Consider the following 13,965-nt stretch of genomic DNA (forward strand, 5'->3'; position numbering starts at 1 on the left):
GGGTCGATCCGTGCGAAGCCCCATCGAGCCAGACCGGGCGGAGGCGTCGTGACGGATCCGTTGATCAGTGCGTTCGCGTCCGACGAGGACGCGATCGCCGATCAGACCGTGCGCCCCAAGCGGCTCGCGGAGGTCATCGGGCAGCACCGGGTGCGCGAGCAGCTCGACCTGCTGCTGCAGAGCGCCCTGCGCCGGGGCAGCCCGCCCGACCATATCCTGCTCTCCGGCCCGCCGGGGCTGGGCAAGACGACCATGGCCATGATCGTGGCCGCGGAGCTGGGCGCCGGGCTGCGTATGACCAGCGGGCCGGCGATCGAGCGGGCCGGCGACCTGGCCGCGGTGCTGACCAGCCTGCAGCACGGCGACGTGCTGTTCATCGACGAGATCCACCGCATGGCGCGGCCGGCCGAGGAGTTGTTGTACACCGCCATGGAGGACTTCCGGGTCGACGTGGTGGTCGGCAAGGGCCCCGGTGCGACCGCGATCCCGCTGGACGTGGAGCCGTTCACGCTGGTGGGTGCCACGACCCGCAGCGGCCTGCTCACCGGCCCGATGCGCGACCGCTTCGGGTTCGTCGGGCAGCTGGAGTTCTACGAGCCCGAGGAGCTGGAGCGGATCATCGCCCGGTCGGCGCGCATTCTCGACGTGCCGATCACCGAGGACGGGGCGGCGGAGATCGGCCGGCGCTCTCGCGGCACGCCCCGGATCGCCAACCGGCTGCTGCGCCGGGTCCGCGACTACGCCGAGGTCCGCGGCAACGGCGTGGTGGACCTGGGCGCGGCGCGGGCGGCGCTGACCGTGTACGACGTGGACGAGCTCGGCCTGGACCGGCTCGACCGGGCGGTGCTGCTGGCCCTGCTGCGCCACGGCGGCGGGCCGGTCGGCCTGTCCACGCTCGCCGTCGCCGTGGGCGAGCAACCCGATACGGTCGAGGAGGTCTGCGAGCCGTTCTTGCTGCGGACCGGGCTTATCTCGCGTACTCCCCGTGGCCGGGTCGCTACGGCGAGCGCATGGGGCCATCTCGGAATACCAGCTCCCGCTGGTACCGTCGGTGGCGGAAACTCCGCGGGCGGATTGTCCCAAACACCTGATCTGTTCAGCTTGGAGCCATAGCTCCTGGCCTGTCGTGATCGGTGCCAGGCCCGGGTCGAAATGGCGAGGCTCATCGAGCCGGACTGGGATTTGTGACGGACGCCGGTTTACGTGGTGTCCGACACACCGACTAGACTCGCCGCGATCCGCTGCGCGGATATCAGATACCTCGACAGGGAAGGCCACCAATCGTGTATTACGCCGCGGAAAGCTCGGGCGGCAGCGCACTTCCGCTTCTCGTCGTCGTCGCCTTTGCTGCTTTTGTCTATTTCCTCATGATCCGTCCGCAGCAGAAGCGCCGCCGCGAGGTCGAGAGCATGCAGTCCTCGATGGGCGTCGGTGATGAGGTGGTGACCGTCGGGGGGCTGTACGGCACCGTGGTGGAGGTCTCCGACGACACCGTGCTGCTGGAGATCTCGCCGGGCGTCACCTCCAAGTACGCCCGCGCCGCCATCGGCAAGGTCAACCGGAAGGCGCCCGTCGAAGAAGACGCCGCCTCCGAGGAGGGGTCCGCCGGGACCGCGGACACCGACTGAAAGCCCGCTCGCAAGCCCGCTCTGTGAAACATTCACGCCGCGCGGACCCCGCCGGCGTCGTGTAGGGAGACCGACAGCCGTGGCACAACCTCAGGCACCGATGCGCCCGAGCCGCCAGCTCGCCGTGCTTGCCGCCATCTTCATCGTGCTGGCCGCCATTGTATGGTTCGGCGGCTCGGGCGGATGGCGTGACCGGCTCGAGCCGAAACTCGGCCTTGATCTGATCGGCGGGACCACGGTCACGCTGCAGGCCCAGAACCTGGAGGGAAACAAGCCCCCCACCAAGGCCCAGATGGAGACCGCACGCCGCATCATCGATCAGCGTGTCAACGGCCTGGGCGTCGCCGAGGCCGAGGTCGTGGTCGAGGGCAGCAGCAACATCGTCGTCTCCCTGCCGGGCAAGAGCGACGACCGGCTCAAGCAGATCGGGCAGACCGCGGAGCTGCGCTTCCGCAAGGTGCTGCAGGAGACGAAGGACTACGGCGCGATCGACCCCTCGGCATCGCCGTCGGCCTCGCCGTCCGCCCCCACGTCCGGCTCCGCCTCGCCGGCGGCGTCGGCCTCGCACTCGGGCTCGGCCTCGCCGTCCGCGACTCCGTCCGGCTCCTCGGCCGCGCCGTCGGCGACCCCGTCGGGCTCCAGCGCCGCCGCTGCCGCCTCCGCCACGCCGTCGGAGAGCGTGGCGCCCGACATCGCCACGCAGCGCGCGGCGGTGCAGAAGAAGCTGGGCGACACCGTGTGGGCCGCCGCGCTCGCCGAGCAGGCCCCGGTGGACGTCAACCAGGACCCGAGCAAGGCCGAGCTGTACAAGGGCTTCAAGGCCCTGACGCCGGAAGAGGTCGCGGTGCTGCCGGCCTCGATGCAGTTCGACATCCCGTTCGTCACCTGCGACAAGCTCGACCACCGGCCGGTCGGCTCGATCCGCGACGAGAAGCAGCCCGTGGTCGCCTGCGGGCAGGGCGCGAAGTACCAGCTCGACGTCGCCAAGGTGCTCGGCACCGACGTGTCGAAGGCCAGCTCCGGCATCAACACGCAGAGCGGCAGGTGGACGGTCAACCTGTCCTTCAGCAGCGCCGGGCAGAACCGCTGGACCGATCTGACCCGCGAGGCGTACAACGGCGGCACCGACAACAAGCAGGTCGCCGTGGTGCTCGACAACCAGGTCGTGTCGGCCCCGACGATCCAGAACGTCATCCCCGGTGACGCGGAGATCAGCGGTACCTTCACCAAGACCGAGGCCCAGCTGCTGTCCAGCCAGCTGCAGTACGGCGCCCTGCCGCTGTCGTTCAAGTCGCAGGACGCGCAGAGCATCTCGGCAACCCTGGGCAGCTCCCACCTGGAGGCGGGCCTGCTCGCCGCCGGCATCGGCCTGCTGCTCGTCGTGCTCTACTCGTTCTTCTACTACCGGCTGCTCGGCGCCGTCATCATGCTCAGCCTGGTGCTCTCCGGCGTGCTGGTGTTCATGTCGCTGATCGTCCTGGGTCGCTGGATCGGCTTCACGCTGAGCCTCGCCGGCTTCGCCGGGTTCATCGTCTCGCTCGGTGTCGCCGCGGACTCGTTCGTCATCTACTTCGAGCGGCTCAAGGACGAGATCCGTGAGGGCCGCAGCCCGCGCAGCGCGGTGCCGCGAGCCTGGGTCCGGGCCCGCCGCACGATCATCTCGGCGAACACGATCACGCTGCTGGCGGCGGCCATCCTGTACTTCGTCTCGATCGGCTCGGTGAAGGGCTTCGCCTTCGCCCTGGGCGTGGCCACGATCCTCGACCTGGTGGTCGTGTTCCTCTTCCGCCACCCGATCATGACGCTCTTCGCTCGAAGCAAGGCATTCTTGTCACCGAGAGTCAGCGGCCTCGGCCGCGTGCTTGAGCAGCGATCCGAGACCGACGCCGGGCCCGCCACCCGTCGCAACCGTCCGAAGGAGGCCTGACGATGAGCGCCAGTGGCATCGCAGCCCGGCTTTACCGTGGTGAGGCCGGCATCGACATCGTCGGCCGCCGCAAGCTGTGGTTCACCGTCGCCGGCATCGCGATCGTGATCGCGGTCGCGAGCATGCTCCTGCGCGGCTTCACGCTCGGCATCGAGTTCGAGGGCGGCAACCAGTACAACGTGCCGGTCAAGGTCGGCACGATGGAGCAGGTCGAGAAGGCGTTCACCGACGCGGGCGTCTCGGTCAAGACCGGGCAGACGATCGGTGACAGCCAGTACGTCATCAAGACCGAGCTGATCAACGACGCCGACCGGCAGTACAAGATCAAGGAGTCGGTCGCCAAGCAATTCGGCATCGACGTATCGCAGATCAGCGACAGCGCGGTGAGCACGTCGTGGGGCGGCCAGGTCACCAACAAGGCCGCGCTGAGCCTCGTGATCTTCCTCTTCGCGGTGCTGGTGTATCTGATCGTGCGGTTCGAGTGGCGGATGGCCGCGGCCGCGATCGCCTCGCTGCTGCTCGACCTGGTGCTCACTGGCGGCGTGTATTCGCTCGTCGGCTTCGAGGTCACCCCGTCGACCGTCATCGGCTTCCTGACCATTCTTGGTTTCGCGCTCTACGACGTCGTCGTGGTGTTCGACAAGGTGCAGGAGAACACCCGGGGCATCACCGGCTCCAGCACGTCGACGTATGCCGAGGCGGCCAACCTGGCGGTCAACCAGACCCTGATGCGCTCGATCAACACCGGCCTGGTCGCGCTGCTGCCCGTCGGTGGCCTGCTCTTCATCGGCGCGGGCCTGCTGGGCGCCGGCACGCTGAAGGACCTCGGCCTGGTGCTGTTCATCGGTATGGGCCTCGCGGTGTATTCGTCGATCTTCTTCGCCACCCCGGTGCTGGCCGAGTTCAAGAGTCGCGAGCCACGGCTGCAGGCGCACGCCAACCGGGTCCAGGCCAAGCGCGCGTCGCAGGCCAAGGAGCAGGCGGTCAAGGCCTCGACGGTGGCCCGCGACAGCGACGGCGTGCCGATCGGCGAGTCGGCCAAGGCGGCCGAGCGCTCCGAGCTCGCCGGCGCGGCGCCCCGTCCGGGCGCCCGCCCGGCGGCGCGGCCCGGCCAGGGCAAGCGACCGCGCGCCGGTGGCCGCCCCGGTGGGGCCGGCGGCCGCAGGTAGCGGTTTTCAGGTAGTGGATTCGTCGTACTGATGCACGGGCGTCGCGGTCGCGGCGCCCGTGCGCTTGTCCGAGCCGACTTCGGAAGGGACCCGGGTGGAGATCTCTGAGCTGGTCGCGAGCAAGGTGCTGGACGTGCCGGACTTTCCGAAGCCGGGCATCGTGTTCAAGGACCTGATGCCGCTGTTCGCCGACGGGCCGGCCTTCGCCGCCACGATCGACGCGATCGTCGCCGAGCACGGCGTGGACAGTTTCGACGTGGTGGCCGGGATCGAGGCGCGCGGGTTCGTGATCGCCGGCGCGATCGCCTACACCACCGGCAAGGGCGTGGTGCCGGTGCGCAAGGCCGGCAAGCTGCCCCGGGCCACCGTGGCGGCGAGCTACGCCCTGGAGTACGGCGAGGCGATCCTGGAGGTCCACGCCGACGCGTTCATGGCGGGGGAGCGGGTCCTGGTCGTCGACGACGTGCTCGCCACCGGCGGCACGGCCGCGGCCACCATGGACCTCGTCGAGCGGGCCGGCGGCCAGGTCAGCGGCTTCAGCGTCCTGCTGGAGCTGGCGTTTCTCGAGGGGCGCTCGCGCATCGCGCCGCGCCCGGTTCATGCCCTGTTGACAGCCTGAGTGGCGTTCGGAGCCGCTTTCCGGGCCTTTTCGCTGACGGGAAATGTCGGTGAGGCCGGGTAAGCTTGCGGTTCGGAACGTTGTCGGCGATGAGGAGCGGCCGGTGACCGGCGACATCGCACCCCCCATTGAGGGTACGGTCGACCACGTGCAGGATGAACCGCAGGACGCCCGCGAATCGGCACCGCCGGAGACGGCGGAGGCGGGTGGCGTGGTGCTGCGGTTCCCTGTCGCGCCCTCCGGCACACCCCAGCGCCGTGCCACCGATCGGCCCGCCGACCAGCAGCCCCCGCGCCGCACGGCCGAGGAGATCCTGGCCGAGGACACCGAAGACCTCACCGACGTCGCGAGCGGCGTGACCGGAGCCGTCGCCGGCTTCGTGGGCGCCGCGCCGACCGGCCGCCGGGTGCGCGCCCGGCTGGCCCGTTTCAACGCGCCCTGGCAGAGCCCGTCGGTCAGCGAGGTCCTTGAGCCGCTGATCGCCCAGCACAAGGCGAGCCACCCCAAGGCCGACGTGCGGCTGCTGCAGCGGGCGTATGACATGGCCGAGCACTTCCACAAGGGGCAATACCGCAAGTCAGGCGACCCCTACATCACGCACCCGCTCGCCGTCGCCACGATCCTCGCCGACCTGGGCATGGACACCACGACGCTGGTCGCGGCGCTGCTGCACGACACGATCGAGGACACCGAATACACGATCGAGCGCATGCAGGTCGACTTCGGTGGCGAGGTCACGCTGCTCGTCGACGGCGTCACGAAGCTGGACAAGGTCAAGCTCGGCGACGCCGCGAAGGCCGAGACGATCCGCAAGATGGTCGTGGCCATGGCCAAGGACCCGCGGGTGCTGGTGATCAAGCTCGCCGACCGGCTGCACAACATGCGCACGCTGACCTTCCTGCCCCGCCCGAAGCAGGAGCAGAAGGCCAAGGAGACCCTGGAGATCCTGGCGCCGCTGGCGCACCGGCTGGGCATGAACACGATCAAGTGGGAGCTGGAGGACCTGGCGTTCCGCACGCTGTTCCCCAAGCGCTTCGACGAGATCAGCCGGCTCATCGCCGAGCACACGCCCCAGCGCGACTCGCTGCTGCGCACGGTGACCCAGAAGGTCGCCAACGATCTCAAAGCCGCCAAGATCAAGTCGGAGGTCACCGGGCGGCCGAAGCACCTCTACTCCGTGTATCAGAAGATGATCGTCCGGGGCCGCGACTTCGGCGACATCTACGACCTCGTCGGCGTGCGCATCCTGGTCGACACGGTGCGCGACTGCTACGCGGCACTCGGCGTGATCCACGCGAACTGGCAGCCCGTCCCGGGCCGGTTCAAGGACTACATCGCCATGCCGAAGTTCAACATGTATCAGTCGCTGCACACGACGGTCATCGGACCCACCGGCAAGCCCGTCGAGCTGCAGATCCGCACCTACGCGATGCATCGCACCGCGGAATACGGCATCGCCGCGCACTGGCGCTACAAGGAGACCAAGAACGCCACGATCGCCGGGCCGCCGGCGCACATCGACGAGATGACGTGGCTGCGCCAGCTGCTGGACTGGCAGCGGGAGGCGAGCGACCCGAGCGAGTTCCTCGACGCGCTGCGTTTCGACCTGTCCAGCCAGGAGGTGTATGTCTTCACGCCCAAGGGCGACGTGATCGCGCTGCCCACCGGCTCGACCCCGGTCGACTTCGCCTACGCGGTGCACACCGAGGTCGGGCACAAGTGCATCGGCGCGCGGGTCAACGGCAAGCTCGTGCCGTTGGAGAGCACGCTGTCCAACGGTGACGTCATCGAGATCTTCACGTCGAAGTCCGAGACGGCCGGCCCCACCCAGGACTGGCTGGGCTTCGTCAAGAGCCCGCGGGCGCGCACCAAGATCCGGCAGTATTTCAACAAGGAGCGCCGCGAGGAGGCGATCGAGGCCGGCAAGGAGGCGATCGTCAAGGCGATGCGCAAGCAGGGGCTGCCGCTGCAGCGCCTGCTCACGTCCGAGTCGCTGATGACCATCGCCCGCGAGCTGCACCTGATCGACGTGGCGGCCCTCTATGCCGCCGTCGGCGACGGGCAGGCCTCGGCCCAGTCGATCGTCCAGCGCCTGGTCGCCGGCTACGGCGGCGAGGAGGGCGCGGTCGAGGACATCGCCGAGACCGCGATACCGACCCGGCCGGCCCGCACCCGCACCGCCGCCTCCGACCCCGGCGTCGAGGTGCTCGGCGTCGACGACGTCTGGATCAAGCTGGCCCGCTGCTGCACCCCCGTCCCCGGCGACGCGGTCTTCGGCTTCGTGACCCGCTCCGGCGGCGTCAGCGTGCACCGCGACGACTGCGCCAACGCGGGGGACCTCAAGGAGCAGCCGGAGCGGGTGCTCGAGGTCAGCTGGAAGCCGACGAGCGCCTCGACGTTCCTGGTCGCGATCCAGGTGGAGGCCCTCGACCGGCACAAGCTGCTCGCCGACGTCACGCGCGTGCTGTCCGACGAGAAGGTCAACATCCTCTCGGCGACGGTGACCACCACGCGCGACCGGGTCGCGATCAGCCGGTTCAGCTTCGAGATGGCCGACCCGAAGCACCTCAACCACCTGCTGGCGGCGGTCCGGCGCATCGACGGGGTCTACGACGCCTACCGGGTCACGTCCGGGGCCTGAAGACCCTCTCTCCGGGGGCCGGGGAAATGTACGAAGGGGCCGTCGCGGCAATTGCCGCGACGGCCCCTTTCGGCACCGTTCGTTACGGGGTCGGGGCGCTCATCGTCAGGCTCTTGATGCGCACCTCGGTCTTCGGCTTGCCCTCGCTCGGGGCGCCCGACGGTTCAGCGGACGGATCGGCCACGACGCCGGCCTCGGCGACCTTCTTGACCAGGTCGAGGCCCTCGGTGACCCGGCCGACGACCGTGTAGTTGGCGGGCAGCTCGGCGATGTCCTTGTAGACGATGAAGAACTGGCTGTTGGTCGAAGCGGGCTGGCCGTTGTTGGCCATCGCGACCACGCCCTCGCCGTAGGCCGGGCGCTTGCCGGTCGGCAGGTTCTCCTCGGCGAAGCGGTAGGACGGGCCGCCGTAGCCGCTGGCGAACGGGTCGCCGCACTGCAGCACGTAGACGTTCTGCAGGACCAGGCGGTGGCAGATCGAGTCGTCGAAGAACTTCTTGCTGGCCAGATACGTGAAACTCGCCGCGGTGCAGGGTGCGTGCGCGGTGTCGACGTCGACCTTGATCGTGCCGACGCTCGTGTCCAGCGTCATCGTCTGGGAGCCGGTGCGCGCCTCACCGGTCGCCGGGGGCTTGCCGACGTCCTTGATGTTCTTCGCGACCTCCGGGTCCGCCGACGCGCTGGCGCTCGGGTCGACCATCGGCAGCCAGTCGCAGTGCGTCGCAGTGGCCGAAGGGGACGGCTCGGCGGCGGCCTCGTTCTGCTTGCCGTTGTCGCTGGTCAGGGCGACCACCACCCAGGCCGCGGCGAGCAGGACGATCAGGGCGCCGGTCCCGGCGGCGATCGTCGTGTTTCGGCGCCGCCGGACCCGGGACTGTTCGGCGCGTACGGCCATCTCCCGCTCCAGCCGCACACGCGCCGCGGCGCGTTGACGGTCCCGGTTGGTGGTCACGGTTGTAACTCCTTGCTCAACAGGAAATAGGGGCTCAAATCGATCGTGTCGACTTACGACTTGCTGCTGGAACCGCTGGCTGAGGGGGCGGCCGAGGCGGACGCCGACGCCGACGTGGAGGCGCTGGCCGACGGGGCAGGCTCCGGGGCGGTCTCGGCGGGAGCGATGTCGGTGACGGTCAGCGAGCTGATCTTCACCTCCTGGTTGGGCTTGCCACCGCCGGCCTGGATGGAGCCGTCGTTGCCCGCGGCGCCGATCTTCTGCAGCACGTCCAGGCCGCCCGTGATGGTGCCGAAGATCGTGTAGTCGGCCGGGTACTGCACGTCCTTGAAGACCAGGAAGAACTGGCTGCTGTTGCTGTCCGGCTGCGACGAGTGTGCCATCGCGAGGGTGCCGATCGGGAACAGCGCGTTGCCGCTGGCCGGGGCCGGATCGGCGGACGCCGGGGCGCTCGGGTCGGCCGACGGCTCCAGCGGTGACGGCACGTTCTCGTTCGGGAAGCGGTAGGCGGGACCGCCGCTGCCGGTGCCCGACGGGTCGCCACACTGCAGGATCGAGTCGGTGAGCCGATGGCAGGTGGTGTTGTCGAAGAACTTCTTGCTCGCCAGGTAGCTGATGCTGTTGACCGTGCACGGCGCCTTGCTCGGGTCGAGCTTGGCGGTCACGGTGCCCTGGCCGAGGCTGATGGTCATGGTCTTGACGCCGTTCTTGACCACGTCACTCGTCGGCGGCCTGCCCACGTCGGTGATGCCGTTGCCGGGGTCCACGGGGGTATACGCGCAGTCGGAGGCTCTGACCGGGGCCGGGGAGAAGCCGCCGGTCTTCCAGATCACGACCACGACCAGCAAGGCGAGCACCACGGCGCTGCCGATCCCCGCCTGCCACTGGCGGCGGCGCCGCGCCGCGGCCGCCCTCCGGGCGATCTGCCGCTCGGTCTTGGCCCGCGCCAGAGCGCGCTGCCGGCTCTTACTGGAAGCCACCGGTGCTCCCCTCCAGGAAAATACATTTGGGTGCCACGTCACACGCCCGCCAGAGTGTACGGGTAGAACCCGCAATGCGGGTCGCCGCCCGGTCACGGTTGGCTGTGGCTGAGCTCCGGATAGGGTCTAGCTGGACCTCAGCAGGACATTGACAGGGAGGAGCGCCACCGTGCTCGTCGCCGGTTTCCCCGCCCAGGCGTTCGGGACCAACTGTTTCGTGGTAGCCCCCGCGCCGGGCGAGCAGTGCGTGGTCATCGACCCGGGGGTCGGGGTCGCCGACCGGCTGGACGAGGTGCTCGCCGAGCACCGCCTCCAGCCCGCCGCGGTCCTGCTCACCCACGGCCACCTCGACCATACGTTCTCCGTGACCCCGGTCTGCGGTGCACGCGGGATCACCGCCTACATCCATCCGGCTGACGCCGGGATGCTCGCCGACCCGGCCAAGGGCCTCAGCGCCGACCTCACTGAGCTGTTCGGCGGCCGGCTGACCTGGACCGAGCCGGAGGACGTGGCGCCGCTCGAGGACGGCCTGGTGCTCAAGATCGCCGGGCTGGAGCTGGTCGTCGACCACGCGCCCGGGCACACCCGCGGCTCGGTGATGTTCCGCAGCGAGCCCGGCGGCGAGGCGGGCGACGAACGGCTGTGCTTCTCCGGCGACGTGCTCTTCCGCGACTCGATCGGCCGGACCGACCTGCCCGGCGGGAACATGCAGCAGATGCTGGCGAGCCTGCGCGACAAGGTGCTCACGCTGCCCGACGACACGATCGTCCTGCCCGGCCACGGCCCCGAGACGACCATCGGGCGCGAGCGGGCCCGCAATCCGTACCTTCGTGAGGCGCTCGAGGCGCCGCGTAAAGGCTGGTAGAGATCCATGACCCGACCCACGCCGCTGTCCGGCTTCCCGGAGTGGCTGCCCGCCCAGCGCCTCGCCGAGCAGCAGGTGCTCGACCGGCTTCGCCGCACGTTCGAGCTCTACGGCTTCTCGCCGCTGGAGACCCGGGCGGTCGAGCCGCTCGACCAGCTGCTGCGCAAGGGGGAGACCTCCAAGGAGGTGTACACCCTGCGCCGGCTCCAGGCCGCCGAAGGCGACGACGAGCAGAGCCTGGGGTTGCACTTCGACCTGACCGTTCCGTTTGCCCGCTATGTGCTTGAAAATGCCGGTAAGCTGCAGTTTCCCTTCCGGCGGTACCAGATCCAGAAAGTATGGCGGGGTGAGAAGCCGCAGGCCGGACGCTACCGCGAGTTTCTGCAGGCCGACATCGACATCGTCGACCGGGACACCCTTCCGCCCCACTACGAGGCCGAGATCCCACTGGTCATCGGCGACGCGCTGCGCTCGCTGCCGATTCCGTCCGTCCGGATCATGGTCAACAACCGCAAGCTCTGCGAGGGCTTCTACCGCGGCCTGGGCCTGGAGGATCCCGAGGAGATCCTGAGGATCATCGACAAGCTGGACAAGATCGGCCCGAACGCCGTGACCCAGCTGATCCTGCAGGCCGGCGGCAGTGAGGCACAGGCCAAGGCGTGTCTCGCGCTGGCCGAGATCCGCGCTCAGGACGCCTCGTTCGCCGACGCCGTGCGCGCGCTCGGCGTCGAGCACCCGCTGCTGGACGAGGGCGTTGCCGAGCTCGCCGCGGTGGTGGAGACCGCCCGCGAGCACTCGCCCGGCCTGGTCGAGGCGACCCTGAAGATCGCCCGCGGCCTGGACTACTACACCGGCACCGTGTACGAGACGGAGCTGGCCGGTTACGAGCAGTACGGCTCCATCTGCTCCGGCGGCCGGTACGATAACCTGGCCAGCGCCGGGAAGGACGTCTTCCCCGGCGTCGGCATCTCCATCGGCGTGTCGCGCCTGCTGGGGTTGCTCTTCGACAACGACGCGCTCGCGGTGAGCCGCCCGACGCCGACGGCGGTGCTCGTGGCGCTGTGGAGCGAGCAGGACCGGGCCGCCAGCAACCGCATCGCCGCCGACCTGCGCGCCCGCGGGATCGCCACCGAGGTGGCACCCGTGCCGGCGAAGCTGGGCAAGCAGATCAAATACGCGGAGCGACGCGGGATCCCGTATGTCTGGTTCCCGGCCGGCGCCTCGGCCGAGGGCGGCGATCAGGTCAAGGACATCCGCTCGGGCGAGCAGGTGGCCGCGTCCAGCACCGGGTGGACCCCTCCGGCCCACGACCTGGCGCCGATCCTGCGGTGAGAGAACGGGGCCCGGGCCACACCTCCACGGCCCGCAGTACGGTCCCGGTCGAGCGCTCGAACTGAGATCCGGACTTGTAGGGTCGGGGGCCGTGGACGGCTTGTTTGAGGTTCAACCGTCCGGTGACGTCGAGGTGCCTTCCGCAGGGGGCCCAGCCGTCACCGGTGACTTCACCGACGTGGCGGCGGACTCGCCGCTCGCGGTGCGGATGCGCCCGGTCAGCCTCGACGAGCTGGTCGGCCAGCAGCACCTGCTGGCGCCCGGCGCGCCGCTGCGCCAGCTCGTCGGCGGCGCCTCGCCGATGTCGGTGATCCTGTGGGGCCCGCCGGGCTCGGGCAAGACCACCATCGCCCACCTGGTCGCCGGCGCGACCGACCGGCGTTTCGTGGCACTGTCCGCGCTGTCGGCCGGGGTGAAGGACGTGCGCGCGGTCATCGACACCGCCCGCCGGGAGCGCCGCCGTGGCGGCCCGCCGACCGTGCTGTTCATCGACGAGGTGCACCGGTTCAGCAAGACGCAGCAGGACTCGCTGCTGGCCGCCGTCGAGGACCGGACCGTGACGCTGCTCGCGGCCACCACCGAGAATCCGTACTTCTCGGTCATCTCGCCACTGCTGTCGCGCTGTGTGCTGCTCACGCTGCAGCCGCTCACCGACGACGACGTGCGCGCGCTCCTGCGCCGCGCGGTCACGGACGCGCGCGGGCTCGACGGCGCCGTGGCGCTCGACGAGGACGCGGAGGCGCATCTGGTACGCCTGGCCCGCGGCGACGTCCGCAAGGCCCTCACGGCGCTCGAGGCGGCCGCGGGCGCCGCGCTCGCGCAGCGGATTCCCGCCGTCGACCTGGCGACCGCGGAGAAGGCGGTCGACGTGGCCGCGCTGCGCTACGACCGCGACGGCGACGAGCACTACGACGTGGTCAGCGCGTTCATCAAGAGCATCCGCGGTTCCGACGCCGACGCCGCACTGCACTACCTGGCCCGGATGATCACCGCCGGGGAGGACGCCCGGTTCATCGCCCGGCGCCTGGTCATCTCCGCCAGCGAGGACATCGGCATGGCCGACCCGACCGCGTTGCCGATCGCGACCGCGGCCGCGCACGCTGTGGAGTACGTCGGCCTGCCCGAGGTGCAGATCGTCCTCGCCCAGGCCGTGATCCACCTCGCGCTCGCCCCGAAGTCCAACGCGGTGGTCGCCGCCATCGGCGCCGCGATGGCCGACGTGCGGGCCGGGGTCGGCGGTGCAGTTCCCGCGCATTTACGCGATTCGCACTACAAGGGGGCGAGCCGGGTCGGGCACGGGAAGGGGTACAAATACCCGCACGACGACCCCCGGGGCGTGGTGCAGCAGCAGTACGCGCCGGAAGGGCTCGACAACCGGGAGTACTACCGCCCGACCGGCCATGGCGCTGAGCGCGCGGTGGCGGAACGATTGCCCAAACTACGGCGTATCGTGCGGGGGACCGCAGCGCCCGCCGAGGCGGGTGACGGTTCGCAACCAAACGGCATGGTGGAGGAGCGGCACCGGTGACATCGGGTCGGGACGAGGCCAAGAAGCGGCGCGGCCGCGGCAAGGCCGAACAAGGCCCGAGCGACGAGGACCTCGGCTGGCTGGCGGAGCTGCGTAACGCGGGCAGCGCACCCGGCGACGACGACCTCGGCACGTTCGGCGGCCCGCCCGCGCCCGGCGACGTCCTCGATCAGATGAACCCGCGCCGGACGGCAGCACCACAGCCACGCGGCGACGTCGCCGCGTCGCCGCCCATCCCGCCGCGATCGTCCCCGGTCACGGCCTCGGTGCCTCCCTCGGCCCCGCGCGCGGTGCCGCCGACAGGGCCACGCGCTGTGCCGCCGA

Annotated in this window: 11 protein-coding genes; 9 read left to right on the forward strand and 2 right to left on the reverse strand. The window is 70.1% G+C overall.

The window, feature by feature from the left end:
* Positions 1-48 precede the first annotated feature (48 nt).
* The 6 genes from ruvB to AB0367_RS25855 all read left to right on the forward strand — a co-directional run bounded on the left by ruvB (position 49) and on the right by AB0367_RS25855 (position 7,984).
* Positions 49-1,113 (forward strand): Holliday junction branch migration DNA helicase RuvB, encoded by a 1,065-nt coding sequence (gene ruvB, locus AB0367_RS25830; RefSeq protein WP_366228988.1) that lies wholly within the window; start codon positions 49-51, stop codon positions 1,111-1,113.
* A 170-nt stretch (positions 1,114-1,283) separates the two neighbouring features.
* Entirely contained in the window at positions 1,284-1,628 is a 345-nt protein-coding gene (gene yajC / locus AB0367_RS25835; RefSeq protein ID WP_366228989.1) for a preprotein translocase subunit YajC, read from the forward strand.
* 79 nt (positions 1,629-1,707) lie between these two features.
* Entirely contained in the window at positions 1,708-3,555 is a 1,848-nt protein-coding gene (gene secD, locus AB0367_RS25840) for a protein translocase subunit SecD (protein WP_366228990.1), read from the forward strand.
* 2 nt (positions 3,556-3,557) lie between these two features.
* The gene (gene secF, locus AB0367_RS25845) at positions 3,558-4,724 is read left to right on the forward strand and encodes a protein translocase subunit SecF (protein ID WP_366228991.1); all 1,167 of its coding nucleotides are present in this window, start codon (positions 3,558-3,560) and stop codon (positions 4,722-4,724) included.
* A 64-nt stretch (positions 4,725-4,788) separates the two neighbouring features.
* Positions 4,789-5,343, forward strand: a complete 555-nt coding sequence (locus tag AB0367_RS25850; protein ID WP_366228992.1) for an adenine phosphoribosyltransferase — start codon at positions 4,789-4,791, stop codon at positions 5,341-5,343.
* A gap of 43 nt (positions 5,344-5,386) precedes the next feature.
* Positions 5,387-7,984 carry a bifunctional (p)ppGpp synthetase/guanosine-3',5'-bis(diphosphate) 3'-pyrophosphohydrolase gene (locus AB0367_RS25855; RefSeq protein WP_366228993.1) on the forward strand — a complete coding sequence of 866 codons (2,598 nt, stop codon included), beginning with the start codon at positions 5,387-5,389 and terminating at the stop codon, positions 7,982-7,984.
* 82 nt (positions 7,985-8,066) lie between these two features.
* Here the strand turns inward: AB0367_RS25855 and AB0367_RS25860 are convergent, their stop codons facing one another.
* Together AB0367_RS25860 and AB0367_RS25865 are read right to left on the reverse strand one after the other, a co-directional pair.
* The gene (locus AB0367_RS25860; protein ID WP_366228994.1) at positions 8,067-8,936 is read right to left on the reverse strand and encodes a peptidylprolyl isomerase; all 870 of its coding nucleotides are present in this window, start codon (positions 8,934-8,936) and stop codon (positions 8,067-8,069) included.
* A 53-nt stretch (positions 8,937-8,989) separates the two neighbouring features.
* A complete protein-coding gene (locus AB0367_RS25865; protein ID WP_366228995.1) occupies positions 8,990-9,916 on the reverse strand; it encodes a peptidylprolyl isomerase in 927 nt (308 codons plus the stop codon).
* A 169-nt stretch (positions 9,917-10,085) separates the two neighbouring features.
* On the opposite strand from AB0367_RS25865, the gene AB0367_RS25870 reads away from it, so the two are divergent.
* The 3 genes from AB0367_RS25870 (at position 10,086) to AB0367_RS25880 (ending at position 13,641) form a co-directional block, all read left to right on the forward strand.
* On the forward strand, positions 10,086-10,781 hold the full coding sequence (locus tag AB0367_RS25870) for an MBL fold metallo-hydrolase (protein ID WP_366228996.1): 696 nt from the start codon (positions 10,086-10,088) through the stop codon (positions 10,779-10,781).
* Between the two features lie 6 nt (positions 10,782-10,787).
* Positions 10,788-12,113, forward strand: coding sequence for a histidine--tRNA ligase (gene hisS, locus AB0367_RS25875; RefSeq protein ID WP_366228997.1), 1,326 nt, complete (start codon positions 10,788-10,790; stop codon positions 12,111-12,113).
* A 133-nt stretch (positions 12,114-12,246) separates the two neighbouring features.
* The gene (locus AB0367_RS25880; RefSeq protein WP_366229033.1) at positions 12,247-13,641 is read left to right on the forward strand and encodes a replication-associated recombination protein A; all 1,395 of its coding nucleotides are present in this window, start codon (positions 12,247-12,249) and stop codon (positions 13,639-13,641) included.
* Positions 13,642-13,965 lie beyond the last annotated feature (324 nt).

Source organism: Dactylosporangium sp. NPDC051484 (genome assembly GCF_040689395.1).
GTDB lineage: Bacteria > Actinomycetota > Actinomycetes > Mycobacteriales > Micromonosporaceae > Dactylosporangium.